The 25,126-nt window shown below is 36.4% G+C and carries 22 protein-coding genes; 6 read left to right on the plus strand and 16 right to left on the minus strand.

Annotated elements, in window-relative coordinates:
- Positions 1-35: 35 nt before the first annotated feature.
- From pdrM to M1G05_RS02670, 6 genes are all read left to right on the plus strand, one after another.
- A complete protein-coding gene (pdrM, locus tag M1G05_RS02645; protein ID WP_247953024.1) occupies positions 36-1,397 on the plus strand; it encodes an MATE family efflux transporter in 1,362 nt (453 codons plus the stop codon).
- Between the two features lie 153 nt (positions 1,398-1,550).
- Positions 1,551-2,519 carry a thiamine pyrophosphate-dependent dehydrogenase E1 component subunit alpha gene (locus M1G05_RS02650; protein ID WP_247953025.1) on the plus strand — a complete coding sequence of 323 codons (969 nt, stop codon included), beginning with the start codon at positions 1,551-1,553 and terminating at the stop codon, positions 2,517-2,519.
- A 15-nt stretch (positions 2,520-2,534) separates the two neighbouring features.
- Positions 2,535-3,527, plus strand: coding sequence for an alpha-ketoacid dehydrogenase subunit beta (locus M1G05_RS02655; RefSeq protein WP_247953026.1), 993 nt, complete (start codon positions 2,535-2,537; stop codon positions 3,525-3,527).
- A 450-nt stretch (positions 3,528-3,977) separates the two neighbouring features.
- On the plus strand, positions 3,978-5,021 hold the full coding sequence (locus M1G05_RS02660) for a dihydrolipoamide acetyltransferase (RefSeq protein ID WP_000752716.1): 1,044 nt from the start codon (positions 3,978-3,980) through the stop codon (positions 5,019-5,021).
- Positions 5,022-5,066: 45 nt separating this feature from the next.
- Positions 5,067-6,770: a dihydrolipoyl dehydrogenase gene (gene lpdA, locus M1G05_RS02665; RefSeq protein ID WP_247953027.1), complete on the plus strand. Its 1,704-nt coding sequence runs from the start codon at positions 5,067-5,069 to the stop codon at positions 6,768-6,770.
- 59 nt (positions 6,771-6,829) lie between these two features.
- On the plus strand, positions 6,830-7,819 hold the full coding sequence (locus tag M1G05_RS02670; RefSeq protein ID WP_000873983.1) for a lipoate--protein ligase: 990 nt from the start codon (positions 6,830-6,832) through the stop codon (positions 7,817-7,819).
- 73 nt (positions 7,820-7,892) lie between these two features.
- On the opposite strand, the gene xerS is transcribed toward M1G05_RS02670, so the two are convergent.
- The 16 genes from xerS to M1G05_RS02750 form a co-directional block, all read right to left on the minus strand.
- On the minus strand, positions 7,893-8,963 hold the full coding sequence (gene xerS, locus M1G05_RS02675) for a tyrosine recombinase XerS (RefSeq protein ID WP_000817852.1): 1,071 nt from the start codon (positions 8,961-8,963) through the stop codon (positions 7,893-7,895).
- A gap of 573 nt (positions 8,964-9,536) precedes the next feature.
- Positions 9,537-11,087: a ClC family H(+)/Cl(-) exchange transporter gene (locus tag M1G05_RS02680; protein ID WP_247953028.1), complete on the minus strand. Its 1,551-nt coding sequence runs from the start codon at positions 11,085-11,087 to the stop codon at positions 9,537-9,539.
- Positions 11,088-11,103: 16 nt separating this feature from the next.
- Positions 11,104-11,883: a ribonuclease HII gene (locus M1G05_RS02685; protein ID WP_247953029.1), complete on the minus strand. Its 780-nt coding sequence runs from the start codon at positions 11,881-11,883 to the stop codon at positions 11,104-11,106.
- Positions 11,870-12,721 carry a ribosome biogenesis GTPase YlqF gene (gene ylqF / locus M1G05_RS02690; protein WP_060805525.1) on the minus strand — a complete coding sequence of 284 codons (852 nt, stop codon included), beginning with the start codon at positions 12,719-12,721 and terminating at the stop codon, positions 11,870-11,872. The genes M1G05_RS02685 and ylqF overlap by 14 nt, the downstream gene beginning before the upstream one ends.
- A gap of 361 nt (positions 12,722-13,082) precedes the next feature.
- On the minus strand, positions 13,083-14,192 hold the full coding sequence (locus M1G05_RS02695; RefSeq protein WP_247953030.1) for a glycosyltransferase: 1,110 nt from the start codon (positions 14,190-14,192) through the stop codon (positions 13,083-13,085).
- Positions 14,189-15,754: a lipopolysaccharide biosynthesis protein gene (locus M1G05_RS02700; protein ID WP_247953031.1), complete on the minus strand. Its 1,566-nt coding sequence runs from the start codon at positions 15,752-15,754 to the stop codon at positions 14,189-14,191. The genes M1G05_RS02695 and M1G05_RS02700 overlap by 4 nt, the downstream gene beginning before the upstream one ends.
- Positions 15,755-16,717 (minus strand): capsular polysaccharide synthesis protein, encoded by a 963-nt coding sequence (locus tag M1G05_RS02705; protein ID WP_049544604.1) that lies wholly within the window; start codon positions 16,715-16,717, stop codon positions 15,755-15,757.
- Positions 16,718-16,722: 5 nt separating this feature from the next.
- Complete coding sequence (locus M1G05_RS02710) at positions 16,723-17,718, minus strand: glycosyltransferase (protein WP_247953032.1); 996 nt, start codon at positions 17,716-17,718, stop codon at positions 16,723-16,725.
- Between the two features lies 1 nt (position 17,719).
- Positions 17,720-18,694 carry a glycosyltransferase family 2 protein gene (locus M1G05_RS02715; RefSeq protein ID WP_049544606.1) on the minus strand — a complete coding sequence of 325 codons (975 nt, stop codon included), beginning with the start codon at positions 18,692-18,694 and terminating at the stop codon, positions 17,720-17,722.
- 13 nt (positions 18,695-18,707) lie between these two features.
- Positions 18,708-19,667, minus strand: a complete 960-nt coding sequence (locus M1G05_RS02720; protein ID WP_247953033.1) for a glycosyltransferase family 2 protein — start codon at positions 19,665-19,667, stop codon at positions 18,708-18,710.
- Positions 19,668-19,689: 22 nt separating this feature from the next.
- Positions 19,690-20,670 (minus strand): glycosyltransferase family 2 protein, encoded by a 981-nt coding sequence (locus tag M1G05_RS02725; protein ID WP_049544608.1) that lies wholly within the window; start codon positions 20,668-20,670, stop codon positions 19,690-19,692.
- Positions 20,671-20,700: 30 nt separating this feature from the next.
- Positions 20,701-21,681 carry a glycosyltransferase family 2 protein gene (locus tag M1G05_RS02730; protein WP_049544609.1) on the minus strand — a complete coding sequence of 327 codons (981 nt, stop codon included), beginning with the start codon at positions 21,679-21,681 and terminating at the stop codon, positions 20,701-20,703.
- 14 nt (positions 21,682-21,695) lie between these two features.
- Complete coding sequence (locus M1G05_RS02735; RefSeq protein WP_247953034.1) at positions 21,696-22,805, minus strand: CDP-glycerol glycerophosphotransferase family protein; 1,110 nt, start codon at positions 22,803-22,805, stop codon at positions 21,696-21,698.
- On the minus strand, positions 22,802-23,881 hold the full coding sequence (locus tag M1G05_RS02740; protein WP_247953035.1) for a glycosyltransferase: 1,080 nt from the start codon (positions 23,879-23,881) through the stop codon (positions 22,802-22,804). The genes M1G05_RS02735 and M1G05_RS02740 overlap by 4 nt, the downstream gene beginning before the upstream one ends.
- Position 23,882: 1 nt before the next feature.
- Complete coding sequence (gene tagD / locus M1G05_RS02745; protein WP_247953036.1) at positions 23,883-24,281, minus strand: glycerol-3-phosphate cytidylyltransferase; 399 nt, start codon at positions 24,279-24,281, stop codon at positions 23,883-23,885.
- The gene (locus M1G05_RS02750) at positions 24,278-25,111 is read right to left on the minus strand and encodes a glycosyltransferase (protein ID WP_247953037.1); all 834 of its coding nucleotides are present in this window, start codon (positions 25,109-25,111) and stop codon (positions 24,278-24,280) included. The genes tagD and M1G05_RS02750 overlap by 4 nt, the downstream gene beginning before the upstream one ends.
- Positions 25,112-25,126: the final 15 nt, after the last annotated feature.

The following is a 25,126-nucleotide window of genomic DNA, read 5'->3' on the forward strand; positions in this document are numbered from 1 at the left end:
TCCTGCTCTATAATGTTAAAGAATAGAGACTTTTTATGTATCCAACTCATCGTTTTAAAGACAAGTTTATCTTATTTCTTAAGATATTCTTCCCTATCCTGATTTATCAATTTGCAAATTATTCTGCCTCCTTTGTTGATACGACTATGACAGGTCAATACAATACCATGGACTTGGCTGGTGTGTCTATGGCAACCAGTATCTGGAACCCCTTCTTTACATTCCTAACAGGGATTGTGTCAGCCCTGGTGCCCATCATTGGTCACCATCTTGGTCGAGGCAAAAAGGAAGAAGTAGCGTCAGATTTTTACCAGTTCATCTATCTGGCCTTGGGTCTATCTGTGGTCTTGCTGGGGATGGTGCTTTTCTTGGCACCACCAATCTTGAATCATATCGGACTAGAAGCACCGGTGGCGGCAGTAGCGATTCGCTATCTTTGGTTTTTATCTATCGGAATTATCCCCCTGTTGCTCTTTAGTGTCATTCGTTCCTTGCTGGATTCGCTGGGCTTGACCAAACTGTCCATGTACCTTATGCTTTTGTTACTCCCTCTCAATAGCGGATTTAACTATCTCTTGATTTACGGTGCCTTTGGAGTTCCAGAGCTGGGTGGGGCTGGTGCTGGTTTAGGAACATCCTTGGCCTACTGGGTCTTGCTTGGGATTTCTGTTCTGGTTTTATTTAAACAGGATAAGCTCAAGGCCTTACATTTTGAGAAACGCATTCCGCTTAATATGGATAAAATCAAGGAAGGAGTTCGTTTAGGTCTGCCTATTGGGGGAACTGTCTTCGCGGAAGTGGCTATCTTTTCCGTGGTTGGCTTGATTATGGCTAAGTTCTCGTCCTTGATTATCGCTAGTCACCAGTCAGCCATGAACTTTTCAAGTCTTATGTACGCCTTTCCCATGAGTATCTCATCGGCTATGGCTATTGTCGTTTCCTATGAAGTGGGAGCCAAGCGATTTGATGATGCGAAAACCTATATTGGTCTAGGAAGATGGACTGCCCTCATTTTTGCAGCCTTCACCTTATCCTTTCTTTACATTTTTAGGGGAAATGTGGCTAGTCTTTATGGTAACGACCCAGAATTTATCGATTTGACAGCGCGCTTTTTGACTTATAGTCTTTTCTTCCAGTTAGCAGATACCTTTGCAGCACCGCTCCAGGGAATTTTACGGGGGTATAAGGATACCGTTATTCCTTTTTGCCTTGGTTTGGTTGGTTACTGGGGGGTGACACTCCCAGTAGCTATGGTATTTGATTCCCTAACAGATTTTGGAGCCTATTCTTACTGGATCGGCTTGATTATTAGTTTGGTTGTGAGTGGGGTTCTCTACCGTTGGCGTTTAACTGTGATTATGAAGAGATTTGAATCTTTAGAAAAATCTAAACGCTAAAAAGTTTGTGAAAAAATATTCTTGATAAGAAAATCCCTTATTTCTATGGGGTTTTCTTTTTTAATTTGTGAAATTTTCTTTAGAAAAACTTTGACAGTATTTGCCAAAAACGGTAAAATAGTAAGGTAAGAAGAAAGTTAGAAAGGCAAGAAGATGTCAATTTTAGATAAAAATCTTTTGCTAGAGATGTTCCGTAAGATGGAAGAAATCCGTCGTATGGACTTAAAAATTGCGCAATTAGTAAAGAAAGGGAAAGTGCCAGGAATGACGCACTTTTCTGTTGGAGAGGAAGCCGCTAACGTGGGTGCTATGTTGGCTCTCAATCCAGATGATCTAATCACATCAAACCACCGTGGTCACGGACAAGCAATTGCCAAAGGGATTGACCTCAACGGAATGATGGCTGAAATCCTTGGCAAATACACTGGAACCTGTAAAGGTAAAGGTGGATCTATGCATATTGCCGATCTTGATGCTGGTAACCTTGGTGCCAATGGTATCGTAGGTGGTGGTATGGGAATCGCTGTTGGTGCAGCCCTCAGTCAGCAAATGCAACATACTGGAAAAATCGTTGTCTGCTTCTTTGGAGATGGTGCGACCAACGAAGGTGTTTTCCACGAAGCAGTAAATATGGCTTCTATCTGGAACCTGCCAGTCATTTTCTATTGCATCAACAACGGTTACGGTATCTCTGCGGATATCAAGAAAATGACTAATGTGAAGCATATCCATCAACGTAGCGCTGCTTATGGAATTCCTGGAATGTTCATCGAAGACGGTAACAATGTCATAGATGTCTATGAAGGATTTAAGAAAGCTGTAGATCATGTTCGTGGTGGCAATGGTCCAGTCTTGATTGAAAGTGTAACTTATCGCTGGCTTGGTCATTCATCATCTGACCCTGGTAAATATCGTACCCGCGAAGAAGTGGAATTGTGGAAACAAAAAGACCCAATCGAAAACCTTCGCAAGTACCTCATTGAAAATAACATTGCAAGTGCCGAAGAATTGGAAGAAATCCAAGCGCAAGTAAAGGAAGCAGTAGAAGCTTCTGTTAAATTTGCGGAAGAAAGTCCATTCCCACCACTTGAATCAGCATTTGAAGATATTTACGCAGACTAAGGAGAAAGAGATAAAATGGAAACAAAAACAATGTCCTTCCGTGACACCATTATCCTTGCTATGTCTGAGGAAATGCGTCGCGATGAAAATGTATTCTTGATGGGAGAAGATGTTGGTGTCTTCGGAGGAGACTTCGGTACTTCTGTTGGAATGCTTGAAGAATTTGGTCCAGAACGTGTTCGTGATTGTCCAATTTCTGAAGCTGCCATTTCAGGAGCAGCAGCAGGGGCAGCCATGACAGGACTTCGTCCAATCGTCGATATGACCTTCATGGACTTCTCGGTTATTGCCATGGACAATATCGTCAACCAAGCTGCTAAAACACGTTACATGTTTGGTGGTAAAGGTCAGGTTCCAATGACTGTTCGATGCGCTGCTGGTAATGGAGTTGGTTCTGCAGCCCAGCACTCGCAATCACTAGAGTCTTGGTTTACTCATATTCCTGGTCTTAAGGTTGTGGCACCAGGTACACCTGCAGACATGAAAGGACTGCTCAAATCTTCTATCCGTGATAATAATCCTGTTATCATTCTTGAGTATAAATCAGAATTTAACCAAAAAGGGGAAGTACCAGTTGATCCAGACTACACGATTCCACTTGGAGTTGGGGAAATCAAACGCGAAGGAACGGATGTAACAGTTGTTACTTATGGAAAAATGCTTCGCCGTGTGGTTCAAGCTGCTGAAGAATTAGCAGTAGAAGGCATTTCAGTTGAAATTGTTGACCCACGTACCCTTGTTCCGCTTGATAAGGAGATTATCATTAACTCAGTGAAGAAGACTGGTAAAGTTGTTCTGGTCAACGATGCCCATAAAACAAGCGGCTATATCGGAGAGATTTCAGCTATTATTTCAGAATCAGAAGCATTTGACTATCTAGATGCACCAATCCGCCGTTGCGCAGGAGAAGATGTGCCAATGCCTTACGCGCAAAACCTAGAGAATGCAATGATTCCAACAGTTGAAAGCATCAAAGATGCCATCCGTAAAACATATAATAAAGAATAGAATTACATAAGATAAGTTATGTAAAATAACGGTTGTTTTTAACTTTAGTAACTTGAGATATGTATTGTACCCAAGTTATTTGTAAAGTTGTGACAGTTTTTTGACGAATCAATAATATTCGATAAAAAACTTAGTAAGTCTACTAGGTTGGTCGCCTAATAGCGGCAACCGTAGCAACTTGAGATACGTGTTGTATCCAAGTTGCTTGTAGAGTTGAGCACGGGCTAAAAGCTCTGAAAAAAGATAAATCTCCTTGGCTTCATCGAAGCCATCATCGATTTCCTATTTTTCAGTCGCTTTTAACGCCCTTTGTATCATTTAATTGAACTCGGGCTAAAGTCTGTGTGAAAAAGATAAACTTTCCTAGAAACTAAAGTTTCTTCGTCAAGTTTCCTATTTTCACTTTGACTTTTGACGCCCTTAGTATCTTATAATAGAATTGGAGAGGTCATGGCTGATGACAAGTTAAGAGCGACTCCTGCAGCTAGAAAGTTAGCGGATGATCTAGGGATCAACCTTTACGACGTTTCTGGCTCAGGTGCAAACGGTCGTGTCCACAAAGAAGACGTGGAAACTTATAAAGACACAAATGTGGTTCGCATTTCGCCACTTGCAAAACGAATTGCCCTCGAACATAACATTGCTTGGCAGGAAATCCAAGGAACCGGTCATCGTGGTAAAATCATGAAGAAGGATGTTTTGGCCCTGCTTCCTGAAAATATCGAAAACGATACCATCAAGTCTCCTGCTCAGATTGAAAAAGTGGAAGAAGTTCCTGATAACGTAACACCATACGGTGAAATAGAACGTATCCCGATGACACCAATGCGTAAGGTTATTGCCCAACGCATGGTTGAATCTTACTTAACTGCGCCAACCTTCACCCTCAACTATGAAGTTGATATGACTGAAATGTTGGCTCTTCGTAAGAAGGTTCTTGAGCCAATCATGGAAGCAACTGGGAAGAAGACTACTGTAACAGACCTTCTTTCACTTGCAGTTGTTAAGACTCTTATGAAACACCCATACATCAACGCTTCATTGACAGAAGATGGCAAGACCATTATCACTCACAACTATGTCAATCTTGCCATGGCAGTTGGGATGGATAATGGATTGATGACACCTGTTGTTTACAATGCTGAGAAGATGAGTCTTTCAGAACTGGTTGTAGCCTTCAAGGATGTCATCGGTCGTACCTTGGATGGTAAATTGGCTCCAAGTGAACTGCAAAATTCAACCTTCACAATCAGTAATTTGGGAATGTTTGGTGTTCAGTCCTTTGGTCCTATCATTAACCAACCAAACTCAGCTATCCTTGGTGTGAGTTCGACAATCGAGAAGCCAGTTGTAGTCAATGGTGAAATTGTGATTCGCCCAATCATGAGCCTTGGTTTAACAATTGACCACCGTGTCGTAGATGGTATGGCTGGTGCTAAGTTTATGAAAGACTTGAAAGAATTGATTGAAAATCCAATCTCAATGTTGATTTAAGTACAAGAGTATTCATTTTTAAGATATAGATAAAGGAAGGAAGACATGGCCTTAGAAGTAATTATGCCAAAAGCCGGCGTGGATATGACAGAAGGACAAATCGTCCAATGGAATAAAAAAGTCGGAGAATTTGTAAAAGAAGGAGAAATCCTTTTGGAAATCATGACTGATAAAGTCAGCATGGAATTGGAAGCCGAAGAAGATGGGTACTTGATTGCTATCCTCAAAGGGGACGGTGAAACAGTCCCTGTAACGGAAGTTATCGGTTACCTTGGCGAAGAAGGGGAAAATATCCCAACAGCTGGAGCAGCAGCGCCAGAAGCTAGCCCTGTACCTACAGCAAGTGCTTCAAACGATGATGGTAAGAGCGATGATGCTTTTGATATCGTTGTGATTGGTGGAGGTCCTGCTGGTTATGTTGCAGCCATTAAAGCTGCCCAACTCGGTGGGAAGGTTGCCCTTGTTGAGAAATCTGAACTCGGTGGAACCTGCTTGAACCGTGGATGTATCCCAACTAAAACCTACCTACATAACGCTGAAATTATTGAAAATATCGGTCATGCTGCAAATCGTGGTATTGTGATTGAAAATCCTAACTTCACTGTTGATATGGACAAACTTTTAGAAACTAAATCTAAAGTTGTTAATACTCTTGTTGGTGGTGTTGCAGGACTTCTTCGTAGCTACGGAGTTACTGTGCATAAAGGTATTGGTACCATTACTAAAGACAAGAACGTCTTGGTAAATGGTTCTGAATTACTTGAAACCAAGAAAATCATCCTTGCCGGTGGTTCAAAAGTCAGCAAGATCAACGTCCCTGGTATGGAATCTCCACTCGTGATGACAAGTGACGACATTCTTGAAATGAACGAAGTGCCAGAAAGCCTTGTCATCATCGGTGGTGGAGTTGTCGGTATCGAACTCGGTCAGGCCTTTATGACATTTGGTTCAAAAGTAACTGTTATCGAAATGATGGACCGTATCGTGCCAGCTATGGATGCAGAAGTGTCTAAGAACCTTCGCTTGATCCTTGAGCGTAAAGGAATGACCATCTTGACTGGTACTAAACTGCAAGAAATCATCGAGGAAAATGGTCAACTTCGTATCAAGGTTGAAGGAAAAGATGATATCATCGCAAATAAAGCGCTTCTTTCAATCGGTCGTGTACCAGACCTTGAAGGTATTGGCGATGTTGAGTTTGAACTGGACCGTGGACGCATCAAGGTCAACGAATACATGGAAACTTCTGTTCCAGGAATTTACGCACCAGGTGACATCAACGGAACTAAGATGTTGGCGCACGCAGCCTTCCGTATGGGTGAAGTTGCTGCTGAAAATGCTCTTAAAGGAAATCATGCTGTAGCCAAGTTGAACTTGACTCCTGCAGCCATCTACACTCTCCCTGAAGTAGCAGCAGTAGGTTTGACAGAAGAACAAGCCCGTGAGAAGTACGATGTAGCCATTGGTAAGTTCAACTTTGCTGCTAACGGTCGTGCTATTGCATCGGATGCTGCTCAAGGTTTCGTTAAAGTTATTGCTGATAAGAAATATGGAGAAATCCTTGGTGTTCATATCATCGGTCCTGCAGCTGCAGAATTGATCAATGAAGCGTCAAGCATTATCGAAATGGAAATTACTGTTGAAGAAATGCTGAAAACTATCCACGGACATCCAACTTACTCTGAAGTGATGTACGAAGCATTTGCGGATGTTTTAGGAATGGCCATCCATTCACCTAAGAAAAAATAAAACGAAGATAGAATAGACTGGAAAATATCTTTCCAGTCTCTATCGTATAAAGGGATATCATGAAATATATTATCAATCATTCAAACGACACTGCCTTTAATATTGCCTTGGAAGAATACGCCTTTAAACACCTTTTGGATGAGGATCAAATCTTCCTACTTTGGATTAACAAACCATCTATCATTGTTGGTCGTCACCAGAATACCATCGAAGAAATCAACCGTGATTATGTTCGCGAAAATGGCATCGAGGTAGTTCGCCGTATCAGCGGTGGTGGAGCTGTTTACCACGATTTAAATAACCTCAACTACACGATCATCTCAAAAGAAGATGAAAACAAAGCTTTTGACTTCAAGAGTTTTTCAACTCCAGTTATCAATACTTTGGCTCAACTTGGGGTTAAAGCTGAGTTCACAGGCCGTAATGACCTTGAGATTGATGGAAAGAAATTCTGTGGCAATGCTCAAGCCTATATCAACGGTCGTATCATGCACCATGGTTGCTTGCTCTTTGACGTTGATTTGTCAGTCCTAGCAAATGCCCTTAAGGTTTCAAAAGATAAATTTGAATCAAAAGGTGTGAAATCGGTTCGTGCTCGTGTAACCAATATTATCAATGAATTACCAGAAAAAATCACAGTCGAAGAATTCCGTGACTTACTCTTGGAATACATGAAAAAAGAGTATCCAGAGATGACAGAATACGTTTTTTCTGAGGAAGAACTAGCTGAAATTAACCGTATCAAAGATACTAAGTTTGGAACTTGGGACTGGAACTATGGTAAATCACCTGAATTTAACGTCCGTCGTGGAACAAAATTCACTAGTGGTAAGGTGGAAGTCTTTGCTAATGTTCTCGAATCAAAAATCCAAGACATCAAGATTTACGGTGACTTCTTTGGTATTGAAGATGTTGCTGCAGTAGAAGATGTCCTTCGTGGGGTGAAATACGAACGCGAAGATGTCCTTAAGGCGTTAGAAACCATTGATATCACACGCTATTTCGCTGGTATTAGCCGTGAAGAAATCGCTGAAGCGGTAGTTGGATAAATCAAAAAGAAGTTGGTTGTAGGACCAGCTTCTTTTTTAAAAACCATATATTACATAATTTATTTTATGTATTTTATAAACTGTCTAGAGCATTCTTTTGTTCATCATTAACGATATGGGTATAGAGGTCAGTGACTTGTGTGCTGGCATGTCCTAGCTGGTGACTGACCAAAACTTGCGATTTAGTGGCATCATAGAGCCTGGTTGCTAGGGTATGTCGTAGTTTATGGGGTGTTACACGGACTTTGAAGTCCTCAGAGTACTTAGCAACCATTTTCTCAACGCTGGAAGCATCGATACGATTAGGAACTCCTCTGTAGAGAGTCAAAAAAAGGGCTGTATCTGTTTTTTCCGTCTTATAGCGTTGATTTCGAATGGCCAAATAATTCTCTAAATAAGGCTTAGCAAAGGCAGCGACATTGACCGAGTCACGTTTACCCCCTTTTCGAGTGACATCAATAACCATCATTTTGAGATTGAGATCTCTTAGATCCAGATTAACAGCTTCAGATAAGCGGACACCAGACGCCAATAGAAGGGCAATAATGGCCAAATCACGTTCTTTATTTTTGTTGAATGATGAGAGAGCGCGATTTGAAAGTTGTTGTGGATACTCTTGGTCAATATAAGTTAGGAAACCTTCTGTTTCATCACCTAAAAAGAGTTTTTGCTTGATGTTTTCAGCTCTGGCAGCAAGCGTTTCTTTCTTTTTTTTGGTTGAAACTTTTTTCATTACATTACGATAAAAATAAGGTTCCCCCTGATCGTTTTCAACCTCCTCGGTTAGATACTTATAAAGACTGGAAAGAGCTGACAAGGTTCGATTGATAGTTGTCTGTGAAACTCCTTGTTTGGTTGTATTAGCATTCAGCAAAGGACGTTCACGTAAATAAAGGATAAAAGATTCCATGTCTTTCTTAGACATATTTTCCAAGACAGATAAAGGAATATCAGACATTTTATCAGCATTTGAAATGTCAGACTCTAAAACCCAGCTGAAAAATCGATCGTATTCCTTGAGATATTCGTACAAGGTTGTAAAACTGTAAGGTACAGCTAGCTTAGATTGATAGTATTCCAGAACATACCAGGGCATGATTTGTTTTAGTTTGTCTATTCGTTCCAGTAAAATCTCACGTTTCATGTATTTTCTCCATAAATAAGTCTACTAGTAGTATAGCATAGACTTATTTATTTTTCAAGAAAATTATAGTTTTTCGGAAAGATGTTATAGGAATTTTTTTAAAAGTGATAAAAAGACTTAGACCTACAAACAAAACAGATCTAAATCTTTGGAGTTGTATTATTGTGAATCATTATCTAGTGCTTTTTCTAGTTTCCAAATCCTAAACCAGAATGAAATAGTAAACAGAATAAAGAAAATAATAAAGAACTCACCCACTAAACTTCTTTTAATACTACATAACTGAAGGAAGAGCTTTATAAGGAGCTATGAGATACAAAATACATTGTATAATTGCTATTGTTTTCTTTTTCATAATTTTAATCTTACTGTACAGATTTGATACAGTAAACTCCTTTCTAGCTTTATACTTTATCATTTCTAACTTGATTATAGTCTTATTTTTACCAAAGTTCAATTATTTGTATGTGAAATATCTTATCTGTAAAAAATAACCGATCTCATTGCTGAGAATCGGTTTTCTAATATATTTAATTAAGATTTTTTTACATAACATAAATTATGTAAAAACTCCTACAACAACAAATCTTTGACTTTCCCAATTTCACTTTTTGGAATCACCAGGTGAATCATATCACCGAGATACATTCTGGTTGAGCCGTTAACGGTTTGGCTTTTACCGTTATGAACTTGGGTTGTAATAAGGACGTTGTGTGGTAAGTTGAGTTCGTGAACTTGTTTTCCTGCTATTTTATCTGAAACAGGGATTTCAATGAGAGTGACTTCTCCTTCATCTGTCGCTTCTTCAGGCAGCATTTTTTCCAACATAGCCTCATAGACTGGTGCACCCTTGAGCAGATCCATGATGATGTAGGCAACTAAAGTGACTAATCCAAGTGGCATGAGGTTGCGAATATCTCCTACCATCTCAGTTACGAGTATCATAGCAGTTAAGGGAGCCTTGGATATTGCTCCAAAATAACCACTCATTCCTAGAATGACAAATATAGGGAATTGCTCTTGACTGACAAGTCCAAGATTGACACAAATGACTCCAACTAGGGCTCCAAGCAAGGAACCAAGCGCTAAAATTGGTAGGAAAATTCCTCCTGGAAGACCACTTCCATAACTAATCATGCTCCAAACAAAGCGAATCAAAAAGTAAGCTAATAGAACTTGGAAACTATAATCTTGCTCAGTTAGGGAAAGAACAAGCTGATTTCCACCACCAAGGATTTGGGGTAAGAAGATTCCGACTGGTATGATGAGAATGAAGGCCAGAATTGGATAATAAGCTCTATCTAAACGGATTTTTTGACCTATCCAGTCATAAACTCTACCGACATTGAGCACAGCTTTCTCATAGAGAAAACCGGAAAGGCCTAGAAAAATCCCCATAAGGAGGTAAATCCAATACTGGTCTAGGGTCATGAGTGGGATGTTGTCTGGCATATCCAGTACGGGTGTTAGGCCAAATATGAGCAGAGAAACAAAGTTTGCTACGAGACTAGCTGCGAGAGTAGATACCCAGAAAAAGCGTGAAAAATGGTGATAAACTTCTTCTACCACAAAGAGAAGTCCTGCAATCGGTGCATTAAAGGCTGCAGCTAGACCAGCGGCAGCTCCACTAGCAATCAAGGAGCGTTCCTCTACTGGACTGGATTTGAGCCATTTGGCAATTCCTTTACCACCGACCGCTCCAAGTTGAATACTTGGCCCTTCACGACCCAGCATAAGGCCACTTGCAATAGCAAGAATTCCTAGAATATATTTTTTCCAAAGAACTCCCCACCAGTTGAGAGTCATGAGTCCCTTTAATTCGGCTTCAACTTGAGGAATTCCTGAACCTTTGATGTCTTTTTCTGACCGAGTTAATTTCGCACTGAGCCAACAAACTATTAAATAAAATAGACCAATGATAAAAAGATTGCGCACTAGATGCGCTTGATCTTGATAAAGTCCTTGTATCAGGTGGAAGCCTTTTTCGATTAAAAACCGAAAAGATCCAACGATAATTCCAACAACGAGACCGACGATGATTCCTCGTCCAACTTGGGATAATATAGTGCTTGAGGCAAAGGCAAATTCTTTCTTGGAACTGAGTGTTTCTGACTGTTCCTCCATAATCATTCCTTCTAACTTAACTTTCTTTTTCTCCTAAAACCAGTGATTTAACGGGTTCAAAGCTGGTTCGGTGAATTGGGGTAACTCCTAGTTTTGTGAGGCCTTCCAGGTGTTTAGCTGTTCCATATCCTGCATTAGTAGCGAAATCATAGCCAGGGAACTGCTGATCGAATTCCTTCATCAATTCATCACGTGTCACCTTGGCTACTATAGAAGCCGCTGCAATCGAGAGGGAATTGGCATCTCCTTTGATGATAGATGTTTGTGAAATTGGTAAATCCAGTTTCATGGCATCTATCAAAAGGTGCTCAGGTTGCGGACGGAGCTGAGAGATTGCTTCCTTCATAGCTAGTTTGGTTGCTTCATAGATATTGACTTGGTCAATGATCTGATTATCCATGATACCAATGCCGATTGACAAGGCTTGCTCCTGAACGGCTTGGAAAATCTCAAGATGTTTCTTTTTAGGAATTTTCTTACTGTCGTTGAGACCTTGAATCTTACAATTTTGAGGTAAAATAACGGCTGCAGCGACTACAGGTCCAGCCAGAGGACCACGGCCGACCTCATCAACACCAGCAATTAAGGTCAATCCTTGCTTGTAAAGTTCTTTTTCGTAGGAAAGCATGGATTCTAAACGAAGATCCTCATCCAATTCTGCCTGAATAGCTTTTTTACGTTTGCTGATTTCTTTTTGAACTCCAGAGCGATTGTCCTGCTCGAGTTCTAAAAAAACAGGACTTTCTAAGTCCTTGACAGTAGCAAGGAGTTCTTTGATTTCTTTAATCGTCGCCATCGAGGTCTTCCAATGTATCTAAGGTATAGTTACCGAGTTTGCCATCACGGACTTCCTTCACGAAGAGACTGTAAAAGCGGTCATAGTCATCACGGAAACCGAGAGCACGGGTCATATCCATAATAATAACAGGCGCTTCTTCCTCAATTTTCATTTGTTTGAAGCGTTCAGCCAACTTTTCTGGATAATGTTCTTTAAAATAATTGAGACCAAAAATAGTTACCTCATCCATAGGAAGCAACTGGTCTTTAATAGCTCCTGTCAAGGCCAACTTAAGCGCAACAGTTTCATCCTCAAACTTAGGCCAGAGAATCCCTGGTGTGTCTAGGATTTCAAGGTCTTTATTGGTTTTGAGCCATTGTTGCCCCTTGGTCACACCTGGTTTGTTTCCGACAACAGCAATTTTCTTACCAGCCAAACGGTTCATCAGAGTGGATTTACCAGCATTTGGAATCCCGATAATCATGGTACGCAAGGTTTCAATTTTAATCCCACGTTCTCTCTGGCGAGCAATCTTATCAGCCATGAGCTTTTTGGCCGCATCTGTTACAACTTTTACAGTCACTTGTTCTTTGGAGTTGATAGCTAGCGTCTGAATTCCTTGTGATTCAAAATACTGGCGCCATTCCTTGGTTATTGCTGGATCAGCCAAGTCTGCCTTGTTTAAAATCAAGAGTTTTGGTTTGTCACCAACAATTTTGGTCAACATAGGATTTTGACTAGATAGAGGTAAGCGTGCATCCACCAAAATCGTCACAAAATCAACAAATTTTAAATTTTCCTGCACCTGTCGACGCGCTTTAGACATGTGACCAGGAAACCATTGAATTGTAGCCATAATATATCTCCTTCGGATTGAAAAAATTGTAAAAACGTTTTCTTTCTTGCCTTATATTCTATCATAAATTACTCTTTTTTGCATAAGCTTTTGTCTAGAAAAGCTACTTTATTAAGAAAAATTGAATGCAATCTCATTTTTTGATATATTAACCTCCGAAAAATAGTCATCTCTAATCCATGAGATTATTAAATATAAACTTAGTAGTATTCTCTTGCAATTAAGTTAATTATTCAGCTGATAAAATAGCTTTTAGAAGTACTATTAAAATAGCCATAATTTTATTTATGAAACTAACGTGTAATAATCTGATAGAAATAAAATTAGAGAAGACATTCATGTCCTCTCCATCAACTTTTAATCACTCATCAAATAATTTCTCCAACTGTCTTGTTGCTGATTCAATTTCGTAGCCATTTTCATCTATCAGCTGTTTAATCTTTTCTGTATCAAACTCTCGATGATTTCTGACCGACAAAATCTTATCTGCCCATTTTTCAAGAGAATCTTTCAAAGACAGGCTATTATCGTAGTTATCTAGTATTCTTGCATCTGGTAAATGATTTGCTGTTACAACAGGTAATCCATTTGCTTGCGCTTCAATGAGTACAATTGGCAATCCTTCAAAATTAGATGGGAAGAAGAACACATCTAATAAATTTAGCATTTTTCCGACATTAGTGGTCAAGCCTGTAAAAATGACTTTGTCTTCGACACCATATTCTTTTGCTATATTTTCTAAAAACGCAGTATCTCCTCTTCCGATAAATACTAAACGAGAATTTGGTTCTTTTTTGACGATTTCAGAAAAGACCTTAATACAGAAACTTTGATTTTTTTGTTTCTCATTTAAGCGGGAAACTTGCCCAATGACCAAACAATTTTCAGGGATCTGATACTCCTTTCGAAGTTGGGCTTGCATTTCTTGATTATATAAAAACTTTTCTACCTCAATGGCATTATGAATAACTAGTGCTTTTTCTCTTTCCTTACCATGATAAAAATGGTTTAACGCTTCTGTTCCACATGCCCAAAAATCGGTCGCATATTTGCCGACAAAAAGACGATTGACTGGATGAACAAAGCGGTAAAATTTATCTGCTGTTGCACAATGTCCATGAACAATTCTTTTTTCGATTCCGTATTTCTTTGCTAATTTTAAAAATTCTAGATGAGTCAGACCATTTTGATTGGACCATAAAATATCATAACGATGAGCATTCTTTTTAAAGAAACTATCCCATTCCTTTAATGCCTGTTTCATATGAGGTCTTAACTTAGGGATTCTATGAACGACGAGAGGATTGTGGCAAAGCTTTTTAAAATGTTCACTAAATTCAACATCTTCAGAACCTTGTAGTAAAAATTCCAGTTCAAATTCAGAGGTATCGATATGATTATAAAAATCTACCACAATTTTTTCTAGTCCACCGATATCTGGAACTAAACCACAAACTAATATTCGTTTCATATTTTTACCACCTTATTTTTTAACTTTAATACTTTTTGAATCATTAGTATAATTTGTTTACCACCTTCATGATTTCTAAATAGGAAAACGTAACTACCCAATACTGTCAAATAAAGGACGATTTTGATGGTCAAACCGAAAATGAAATCTAGCTGAGTTAAGACTAAGTTATCCAGCAAACTCAAAAGTAGGAAGCTTATCCCTGCGACAGTGAAATCTTGTAACAATGTTTTAAAAAAGTCCTTAGAGGAAGCTTTCAATCCATACTTAAAGGCGCTATAGGGTTCATACCATGTACAGGTCAAGACTGTTGAACAAATCGTACCCAATAAAATTCCAGCTACTCCTAAATCTAAAATCGCTAAAAAGTAGAGTGAAAGGGAAATATTTAATAAAATCTCGACGATAACTTTTTTATTTTGCTCATAACTTAAGCCATAAACTGAAATCAACGTTAGAATCGGTCTTCTATAAAAAGTTAGGAAAAAATGAAGGACAATCAAAATCTCAACTGTATGATTAAATGAAAAATTTTCCCCTAACCAGATGATCATAAATGGATGAATGAACATTAAATAGCCTAAGCTAGCAAAATAAATCAGGCTAAAAGCAATAAATTGGTATTTTTTTAGGAATTTAACCGTATCTGCTACTGTCGTAGATTTCGAATGGACTAAGTTACCTACGGAAGAAACAACTGAATTGATCACAGTATTTAAAATCAATGAAAGAAATCCTAAAACATAGGTATAATTCCCATAAATACCAATAGCTGCTAAGCTAACAAAACTTGCCATTAGAATACTATCTGTTTGAAAAACAATCGTTTCTCCAATACTACCGACTATATTTCCTTTGATATTTCGGATAAATTTTTCTTTTTCCTCCTGATTAATGGGTGTTATCTCATTCTTAAACAAGTAACCATACAATCTATCAACAATCCCCGACATGATGATATTCCCTATAAAATTCATCATGATACTGATCAATAGATAAAAGATATAATTTTTGGTAAAGAATAAAATTCCGATTTGCAAGCATACACGAAGCGTATTTAATCCAAAGTCAATCAAAGTCATCATATAATTACGCTGATCGACATAAAGCAAGGTTCGTTTATAGGAGAAAAAATAGCTGGAAGCTGAGTTAAATACAAAGAGGAAAAAAATCAAATATACTTCACTATTTACCGTATAATCCTTTATCATATAAGGAAGAAATAAAGAAAGTATAGCACCCAGTATAAAAATAGAAAAGCCAATGATTATATATAATTTTTTGAAAAGAATCATAAAAGCATTGATTTTTCCATGTTCTTCTCTGCCTAAGGGGTCATATAGTGCATAGCTCATGGCTCCAGCAACCCCTAATTCTGCCAAAGACAGAATAGAAACTAAGCTAGACAAATAATTGTTTAATCCTAGATAGGTTACCCCAAGTAAATTGATAAAAATAGTTCGATTGATAAAGCCAAGAAGGACTTGAAAAGGTTGCAATGCCAGAGCAATACTTGTATTTAAGGTGGCAAATTCTGTTCTACTTTTTTTCGTGTATTTCATCTATTCCTTTAATTTTCCTTGTAAAAGTTGATCGAGATAACTTCCTGGAAGGACTTCTTCTTTCTTGATTTTATAAGTCGTTTTCAAAATCGGTGTTGTTTTTAATACTTCTTCCCATTCTTTTTCCTCAAAAAGATCATGGGCATGGTCTCTTAAAAACCAAACACGCTCAGCTGGTGCTAGAATCGGTAATCTATCCACTAAGTTTTCAAAATAAGGATTGCACTGATATTCGGACAAAATAAAATAATCCATCATCAGGTAATGAATAAAAACTGGGTATTTACGAACATAGTAAAGATATAAATCCCGAATATGTTTAAAATAAGGTTTGCCTTTTTTTCCTGCTAGAAAGAAACCTGCCCATTTAAAGTCACCGACAGTTCGTTCCATTTTTTCTGGCTGTAAGGGTGGATGATTCAGAGTAAAGAAGTCACCCTCAAACATTTCTAAAGTTGCATAGGGAGATACAAATAAGGTTGCATCCATCCAAATTCCACCGTATTGGTATAAGAGACTAAAACGAATAATATCTGAATAATGCGCAGCTGATAATTCTTTTTTCTTGTATTTTTCGGTGATGTCTATTGGAATATTGATGAAATCCGCCAGATTTTCATCCGTCAACAAATAGAATTCACAGTCATTTCTTTTGGCGAAATCTTTTATGGTCTTCATTGAAGCCTGGACTGTCTCAGGCATTTGAGCTTCTCCCTGTTGCCACATTGTCCAAATTATTTTCGGAAATTCTGTTGTTTCTTCCTCTTTTTCATTACTCGAATCAACTAGTTGTGCTTCTTTTCTTAATTTTAGTACAAAATCCAAAAGAATTTTTCTACGAAAATCATAGTACTTCGTCTCAGACTGTTGCGCAAGATAATAAGCTAGAGTTGGATTGAGACCATAACATTTTAGAATTGTATGATAGCGAGTGATTTTTTCTTGTAAGGTTTGGAATTTCATAAACGCTAAAATTTCCTTTCACATTTTTCTAAGGATGTTTTAAGAAAATACCCCTGACGGATTTTTTGGCCGGTTTTCTTGCTATTTTTAATCAATTCTTGATAATCTTTTTCATCTATTAAGTTTAAACAATCTGCAATTTCAAACAATGAATCAACAAGTATTCCACATTGATTATTCCTTACAAAATCAGCCAAAGCAGATTGTCTCCACACGATGATTGGAAAACCTGATGCTAAATATAAAGAGGCTTTATGTGGGTTATTCATCTTTAAATATTCTCCATACATCCCACTACAAGTATGGGGGCTATCTCCATTCCAGACTAAACCAAAACCGCCATGCAAGTGATTAGAAAGTTCATCAGGAGAAAAAGCACCTTGATAATGAACGTTGTAAGGAAGATTCTCCTCTTCAAAGTTAATGCCATAAATAGAAAAATCTGGTTTTTGGGGTAATTGTCTTGCGTATTTTGTTTTCTGAATATCTAAATTTCCAGCAACTATAACCGTATTTTTCTCATAAATTTTCTTCTCTTTATAATTTGGAATCAAATAATCAAATATCTCTAATGAAACAATCTTCTCTTCCGGTATTCCTAATCGCACAAGTTCTGCTTTCATTTTTTCATTATGAGCGATAATACCATCTACTTTTTCAAGAACGGTTTTATTTTGTAAAAAATGGATAATAGAATATTTGAAATCTGTAAATGACTTGATTGTTTTATTTCTCAGGGACTCGATATCATGAATCAGCAAATAAGCTTTGAATGTTCTATTTTTCAAAAATCTCGTTAAAATTTGTTTTTTTAAGGAATCCCATAATAACGGAAATTGAAGAACTAACACATCATTTTTTGTCAAAGTGATGGGATTTGAATCATTATTTAGGGAAAAAGGTTGATATCCTGCTTCTAGCATTATTTTTTCAGCATCTAATCTTGCTTTAGATCCTGCATGTTTGGCTTCTGCGTAAAATTCTTTTAAGTAATAATTCATACTACTTCAACCCTCTCCAAAATCTTTTTACAATATATTTTTCAAATCTCCATTGAATGGCTCCAATAACTCTTGAAATAAAGACAATATTTTGAGGGAATAAGCGATAGGCCCGCATTAATAATGATTTCCTTGAACTTTTAGCGTAACGATTCAAATATTCTACATATTTCTCTTGATAGGGATTTCCCTCAAATATACGATAGTCAACAACGTGCATCAAGACTAAATGAAATAAGCGACGCTGTACATATGGGAGTGAGTCAGCATTTCCTTCATATAGTTGCTCCACTTTATCACAAATCGTAAACAAATCCAAATTTTTCAAACTAAATTCGCGATTCATAATACTACCACGTCGTACACGATAATAATATCCTGTATAATCAATTTTCACCATTTTGTGTATATGCTTTAAAATTCCCATTCCTCCATACACATCTTCATAAAATAAACCTTCTAAAAATGGAAAATTGACAATCACTTGTCTTCGAAAAAGTTTAGCAACTGCATTCAAACGGACAATATTATCTTTACATAAAGAGACTAAAGCTTCTTTAGCATTTCCTTGAAAAATAATTTTGACATTCTCGGGAGAAGGGATTTCTATTTCTTTTTGATCATTTGTATACCAACATTCTACGATGTCCATTTCTTCTGAAGTCATGTGCTTTAATAATTGCTCCAACATATCGTCTTTAATGACATCATCACTGTCTACAAAAGTGATAAATTTGCCTTTAGATTCAGTCATACCACGATTACGAGCGCCACTTAATCCTTTATTTGCTTGATTGATTAAGTGAAAGCGAGGATCTTGTTGACAATAGCGCTCACAAATTTCTTGTGAATGATCCGTAGAACCATCGTTAACAAGTATTACTTCAATATTGCTATAAGTTTGACATTGAATACTATCTAAACATTCTTCCAGATACTCTTCAACATTGAAAACTGGTACAATGACACTAATCATAAATAGCCTCCTATTAAATTTTCCATTTTTTTCGAATGTCTAAATATCTTAAATACAAAGGATAATATAAATTAAAAAAATATTTTGGTGAATAACTATACCATCTTAATAGTTTACTAGATTTAAAAACATCTGATGATTTCTTAGCTATTTCAAAATAGTTATCAATTGCATCAACATATAACTGATAATATGGATGTCCAACTCTTATGTTATACTTTTTGAAATGTCCAATACCGACTAAAAATAACATATTCCCTACATAAGGTAACCAATTATCTTCTCTAAATTCCTCTAATAATTTTTCGCCAACCTTAAAAATATCAAGATTCTTTTCTGAATATGTCTGATTCATCGTACTAGAAGTATGATATCGATAATAATAACCAATATAGTCAATTTTTCTCATTTTATGAATATATTTTAAAGAGACGATTCCAGTATAAAAATCTTCATAAATTAAATTTTCTAAAAACGGAACTTTCTCCACTATTTTACGACGATAGAGTTTTGCGACAGGGCTCCAATTTACTCCATGATTAAAACATTGGTATAACGCTTCATTTGAATCCAATTCTTTAACATCAATTTCTTTTCCTTCGGAATTTAAACAATGAATATCCTCGGTTATATTACATTCTACAATATCAATTCCATCAAACATATGCTTATTTAATTGCGACAACAAATCAAACTTTACTATATCATCACTATCAATAAAAACAATGAATTCTCCTGTAGACTCAGCAACGCCTCTATTTCTTGCAATACTCTGCCCTTGGTTTTCCTGATTTATTAAGTGAAAACGAGTATCTTTCCTACAATATTCTTCACAAATTTCTTTTGAATTATCAGTAGATCCATCATTAACTAATATAACTTCAAAATTTGTATAAGTTTGTTTTTGGATACTTTCTAAACATTCTTTCAAATAGGATTCCACATTATAAACAGGTACAATTATACTAATCATTTTTGTTCATAGGCTCCTTCAGTTATAGTTTGTGAATCAACATTTTAAAATTATTCCATATTTTATCAATAAACTGATATACTGGATGAGTAATTATTGTAAAATATTTAGGTGCCATTAAATAAAGTCTTAGTAAACGGTATTTACAAACAACTTCTTGAGATTGCTTTGCAATAAAAGCACACTCTCTGATAAAATTTTCATATAAATCAACATAAGGGCTCCTCCTCGTGATTCCATCTCTTTGATAATGGCTAAGTCCAAGATAAAACATAAAGTATCCAATATACGGTAATAAATATCCATCATCTTGGAAAGATTCGATTAATTTATTTCCTACTGTAATAATATCTAAATTTTTCTCATTAAATGCTTGGGTCATAGTACTATTCGGACGAACTCGGTAATAATAACCTGCTAAATCAACGACAATTATTTTACGAATATGTTTTAAATAATTGATTCCTGTATAAAGATCTTCGTAAATATATCCCTCTAAAAATGGAACTTTTTCAACAATTTCTCTTCTATATAGCTTGGTAAAAACACAATACTTTACTTCTTTATAGCCAATACAATTAAGAATTGCTTCTGTTGATTTTCCTTCAAATATAATTCTGTTAGGTTCATTTTTTAATAATTCTTCTTTAATTTTAGTACTTTTGCATTCTACGATATCTACATCCGCCTTCATATAGGAGAATAATACTTCTACTATATTCTCTTTCACAACATCATCACTATCGACAAACATGATGTATTCGCCCATGGATTCTTTCACACCACGATTTCTGGCTACACTTTGACCTTGATTCTTTTGATTAATCAATCGGAAGCGATTATCTGTTTGGCAAAAATGCTCACAAATAGCTTGGGAGCCATCTGTAGAACCATCATTGACTAAAATGACTTCGATATCTTGATAGGTTTGCTTTCGAATACTCTCTAGACATTCTTCCAGATATTCTTCCACGTTATAAACTGGAACGATTACGCTAATCATTTTCCTCTTTCCCTCTTGAATGATACTGTTTCATTCTTCTATCTTGTCTTTCTGAATGTCATTTTTCCATTTCCATATAGAGTGATAGAAAGGAAATAGAATGGTGTTGTAATATTTTGGACACAGCTTATACAGTCTAATCATACGCGAACTTTTGGCTACCTCAGGATTTTTCTTGGTGATAGTTACATAGTCAGCCAATTTCTGATTATAGACATCTGCATAGGGATTCCCTTTTTGAATATAGTCTTGATAATGCATGGTTGCTACATGAACTAGGTATTTACCAATATAAGGAAGAAGTTCTTCCCTATCAGAATACAAGTCTATCAATTGGTCACTGACTGTAAATACATCCAAGTTTTTGGGAGTAAAGGTTCGATGCATGGTACTAGTTGCGTGTTGACGGTAATAATAGCCTACATAATCAATCTTAACAATCTTTCTGATGTATTTAAGCATACCAATTCCACTATAAATATCTTCAAAAATGAAGCCTTCTAAGTAAGGAATAGCTTCGACAATAGCTCTTCTATAAAGCTTTGTGACTGGATTGACACTTAGTAGGTGGTTAGGAACAACTTTCACTGCCTCTTCAGAATTTCCCTCAAAAAGAATCTTTATCTCTTGAGACTTCGCAGCCAAGAAATCCTTTTTATGCACGGTGAACTGACTTTCTACAATATCGACGTAGTCACTCATATAGTGCATTAAGGTTTCTAAATAATTCGGTAAGATGATATCGTCGCTATCTACAAATGCAATAAACTCGCCTCTTGAAGCTGCTACACCCGTATTTCGTGCAACACTTTGGCCTTGGTTGCTTTGATTGATTAATCGGAAACGCTTATCTGTTTGGCAATAACGTTCACAAATAGCTTGTGAGCCATCTGTAGAACCATCATTGACTAAAAGGACTTCAAGGTCTGTGTAGGTTTGGTTTTGAATGCTGTCTAAACATTCTTCCAGATAAGTTTCTACATTATAAACAGGTACGATTACACTAATCATTCTTTATCCTAACCTTATTTCCTTAATCCAATTTCATCCAAAAGTGTCTTTGTAAAATCTTTTTGAATGGCATTTACCTTGTTATTGACATTTTTTCGTTCGTCCATATAAGGATCTTCAGATTTCATGACACTCTCTAGAAAGTCTAATAAATCATGTGAATCACGAATGACACTACCCACCATTAAACTCTTCACATCTTCAAATACAAAACCTCGTTTTTCCTTGTATTCCTCATAATCATTAATGGTAAATGCAACGGGCCTATTTAATAAATAATAATCTAAAAATACTGAAGAATAATCTGTAATCAATGCACTGGTTGTTCCTAAAAAGGTATACAAAGTCCCATATTGCTCACTAATGATATCTTCTGTTAATAGATGAATGGTCGAAGCATTCATTTCGAATTGTAACCGAGATTCCTCAAGAGGGTGAAGTTTAATGTAAAGTTGATAGCCATAGTTTGAAAGTAGCTCTTCAATGTTTTGAAAGTCCTCTTCTTCTAAAGAAAATATCAATGCTGCTTGGCTATCATGATAGTTTTTAGAATTGCGGTAGGTTGGCATCCAGATGATTTTCTTCTCTTCTTTCCTTTTAAAGAGCTCATCATTACGAATATTGCCAACAAGAAGCATCTGCTCGTCCTTAGCATTAAAGGCTGCTTTCATGATTGGAGTAAATAAATCTGAAGAAGAGACTAATTTTGTAAAGAAATTATAGTCAATCTTTTCCATGCCAACTTCAAGATTGCCAATTTTTTTTAAGGGCATTCCATGCCACAAGTTGACAACCATCTGATTTGGAGCAGGCTTGATGGGATACTTGCCAAATGAATAGAAAAAATATTTAGATGTTAAAAAATAAAAGAAACCTCGATAAATTGAAACATACTTTACATCATTCTCTTTTTCTAAATGATAAAAATCATTTGAAGCACAAACAATTTCATAAGTTTCCTGATAGTCATTATCCACCAAATAGTGATAGAGGGTTCTAAGATTATCTCTAAACCCCCAATTAGAATAGAGAACAATTCTGTTCCTTTTCTTGGGAATCATTTTATTTATTTTATAAGTAAAATCACTTACTTTGAACAGTAAGGGTTTTAAATAGTTGATCATTCTCTTTTTAAACCTTGCTTATAAATTTCTTTTAAATTTTGAACATTTTCTTCGATGTCAAATCGCTTTAGGTGTTTATTCAGCTGTCGTTGCTTATCCTTGAAAGGCGCCTTTTCTATATAGTTTACCCATTTATCCTTATATAGAGGCATAGCTGTACAGAGTTCACCAACTATCTGAGTTGTTGGGTCAATCGTTTCATTCATGATAATATTGACTCCAGAACATTGAGCTTCTACCAGTACGATTGGGAAACCTTCATACAAAGATGGAAAGGCAAAAATATCAAAGGCTGAATAAAATTTATGAACATCTTCTCTTTTTCCTGTAAAGATAATATTCTTCAATTCCTTACTTTTTCCTTCTAGAATTGAACGATCTGGTCCTTCACCAACAAAGAAAAAAGTAACATCAGGCAATTCTTTAGCAATTTCAATCAAAAAATTCTGATTTTTGAAAGGATTTAAAATACCAATCATCCCAACTACTTTTTGATGTTCAGCTATATGAAACTCTTTGCGAATTTCTTCTCGAAAAGTTGGAGAAAACCGATACTTGTTGATGTCAATTGCATTTGGAAGGATTTGAAATGATTTCTTTCCAAATATTTTAAGACCAGCTAATTTGCCACAAGAGACACGATGAGTCGCATTTTTCAAAGCTAAAAAGACCAAAAATCGATTGCGAATACTTTTTAACCAAGTGTCTGAAAATTGGCTACTATGATTGTGGTAAATCCTAACTGGAACACCATTTTTTTGAGCATAGTAATTATGTATAAAAGCGGTTATAGGATTATGAACATGTAGAATGTCAATTTTATTATTTTCATAAAATTGTCGGCACTCTCTCGCATAGGCAAATAGTTTAGAAATCTTTAGGGCTGGAAATACAATTCGTTTAATTTCTTTTTCATCTAGGTATTGATTAAATGGGAAATGAGCCTCTCCATTTGACTCTCCGACCATATATTCAAACTCTTGATCATCAGTTAGGATATGATTTTTGATAAAACTTTGTACCCCACTCATGGTATTCCTTACACCACCTGTTACATGTATGACCTGATATTTCATCCTAGTTCCCTTGATTCAAATCATTCTTTATCTTAGTTGTTGAAATTTCTTTTGTTCGTGATAGGTAAACAACCTCTATTCCAAAATCAATTAAATAATCAAACTTGCCCTGCCAATCATCTCCAATGACAAACACATCAGCATGATACTTTTCGATGTCTGAGATTTTTTGATCCCAATTTTCTTCTGGTATGACAAGATCCACATATCTGATAGCCTCTAATAGCGATTTTCTTTCTTCGTAATCAAAATAACATTCTTTATTTTTTTCTAGTCTATTAAATTCATTGGTGGATAATCCTACAATCAGATAATCTCCCAAGGCTTTTGCCCTTTTTAAGAGATTAATATGGCCGTAATGCAATAAATCAAATGTTCCGTATGTAATGACTCTCTTCATATTTTCTTAATCACCTCTACTTCTTCTCTCATTTTTTTCTGATAGACCCATTTCCTAACTGAATTCGGAAGAATTCGAATCGCATTACGAAGGAAAATATTTCTAAGAAATTCTACTAGACTAATGTCTCTTCTACGATAAAAATCTAATTGGAGCATAAAGTCAGTCTTTACATACAGGAAACCGCCCCTCCGCAGATAGCTTGAATCATTTGTCTGCATGACTACTAAAGGTTCCTGGATATTCAAAAAATCCTTGGTTGGATTATCGTGTAACAATCTCATTGTGAGGTCATAATCCTCTAGGTAACGGAATTTACGATAATTACCAGCCTTCAAGATATACTCTTTTTTCATCATACTCGATGGATTATTAAAGGGATTTCTCATTTTCGAATATTGACGAATTTCGGCTGTAGTTTCTGGTACTTTCTTTAAGGCGGTAAACTCTGTATTTTTTTCTAGGATATTGGAACCAACCATGATGAGGTTGGGATTTTTTTCAAAGGCAGCTAATTGTTTCTCAAATCTTGTTTCTAGAGAATAATCATCACTGTCCATTCTTGCAATGAATTCTGTTTGACATTGATTGACTCCAAAGAGGGAAGCTGGTCCAGAGCCTAGGTTTTTAGGTAAATGAAAAACCTTTAAAATCGGGATTTCTCTCTGCAACTTTTCGATTTCTCTATCTAGCTCTTCTGGCAATGTACCATCACAAACTAAAATGATTTCTGTTGGCTTAATGGTCTGATGATAAGAGCTTAGTAAACTTTTCCTTAAATTTCTAGGAGTTTCTTTTTTATATACTGTCGTTAAAACTGAAAATTTCATTTTATAACTCCTAAA

Origin of the sequence: Streptococcus mitis (assembly GCF_023109515.1) — a bacterium.
GTDB lineage: Bacteria > Bacillota > Bacilli > Lactobacillales > Streptococcaceae > Streptococcus > Streptococcus mitis_CS.

Bases quoted from the DNA above. Each gene is read 5' to 3' on its own strand.
- pdrM (WP_247953024.1), top strand. From the start codon at position 36: ATGTATCCAACTCATCGTTTTAAAGACAAGTTTATCTTATTTCTTAAG.
- M1G05_RS02650 (WP_247953025.1), top strand. From the start codon at position 1,551: ATGTCAATTTTAGATAAAAATCTTTTGCTAGAGATGTTCCGTAAGATG.
- M1G05_RS02655 (WP_247953026.1), top strand. From the start codon at position 2,535: ATGGAAACAAAAACAATGTCCTTCCGTGACACCATTATCCTTGCTATG.
- M1G05_RS02660 (WP_000752716.1), top strand. From the start codon at position 3,978: ATGGCTGATGACAAGTTAAGAGCGACTCCTGCAGCTAGAAAGTTAGCG.
- lpdA (WP_247953027.1), top strand. From the start codon at position 5,067: ATGGCCTTAGAAGTAATTATGCCAAAAGCCGGCGTGGATATGACAGAA.
- M1G05_RS02670 (WP_000873983.1), top strand. From the start codon at position 6,830: ATGAAATATATTATCAATCATTCAAACGACACTGCCTTTAATATTGCC.
- xerS (WP_000817852.1), bottom strand. From the start codon at position 8,963: ATGAAACGTGAGATTTTACTGGAACGAATAGACAAACTAAAACAAATC.
- M1G05_RS02680 (WP_247953028.1), bottom strand. From the start codon at position 11,087: ATGGAGGAACAGTCAGAAACACTCAGTTCCAAGAAAGAATTTGCCTTT.
- M1G05_RS02685 (WP_247953029.1), bottom strand. From the start codon at position 11,883: ATGGCGACGATTAAAGAAATCAAAGAACTCCTTGCTACTGTCAAGGAC.
- ylqF (WP_060805525.1), bottom strand. From the start codon at position 12,721: ATGGCTACAATTCAATGGTTTCCTGGTCACATGTCTAAAGCGCGTCGA.
- M1G05_RS02695 (WP_247953030.1), bottom strand. From the start codon at position 14,192: ATGAAACGAATATTAGTTTGTGGTTTAGTTCCAGATATCGGTGGACTA.
- M1G05_RS02700 (WP_247953031.1), bottom strand. From the start codon at position 15,754: ATGAAATACACGAAAAAAAGTAGAACAGAATTTGCCACCTTAAATACA.
- M1G05_RS02705 (WP_049544604.1), bottom strand. From the start codon at position 16,717: ATGAAATTCCAAACCTTACAAGAAAAAATCACTCGCTATCATACAATT.
- M1G05_RS02710 (WP_247953032.1), bottom strand. From the start codon at position 17,718: ATGAATTATTACTTAAAAGAATTTTACGCAGAAGCCAAACATGCAGGA.
- M1G05_RS02715 (WP_049544606.1), bottom strand. From the start codon at position 18,694: ATGATTAGTGTCATTGTACCAGTTTTCAATGTTGAAGAGTATCTGGAA.
- M1G05_RS02720 (WP_247953033.1), bottom strand. From the start codon at position 19,667: ATGATTAGTATAATTGTACCTGTTTATAATGTGGAATCCTATTTGAAA.
- M1G05_RS02725 (WP_049544608.1), bottom strand. From the start codon at position 20,670: ATGATTAGCGTAATCGTTCCAGTTTATAACGTGGAAGAATATCTGGAA.
- M1G05_RS02730 (WP_049544609.1), bottom strand. From the start codon at position 21,681: ATGATTAGTGTAATCGTACCTGTTTATAATGTAGAAACTTATCTGGAA.
- M1G05_RS02735 (WP_247953034.1), bottom strand. From the start codon at position 22,805: ATGATCAACTATTTAAAACCCTTACTGTTCAAAGTAAGTGATTTTACT.
- M1G05_RS02740 (WP_247953035.1), bottom strand. From the start codon at position 23,881: ATGAAATATCAGGTCATACATGTAACAGGTGGTGTAAGGAATACCATG.
- tagD (WP_247953036.1), bottom strand. From the start codon at position 24,281: ATGAAGAGAGTCATTACATACGGAACATTTGATTTATTGCATTACGGC.
- M1G05_RS02750 (WP_247953037.1), bottom strand. From the start codon at position 25,111: ATGAAATTTTCAGTTTTAACGACAGTATATAAAAAAGAAACTCCTAGA.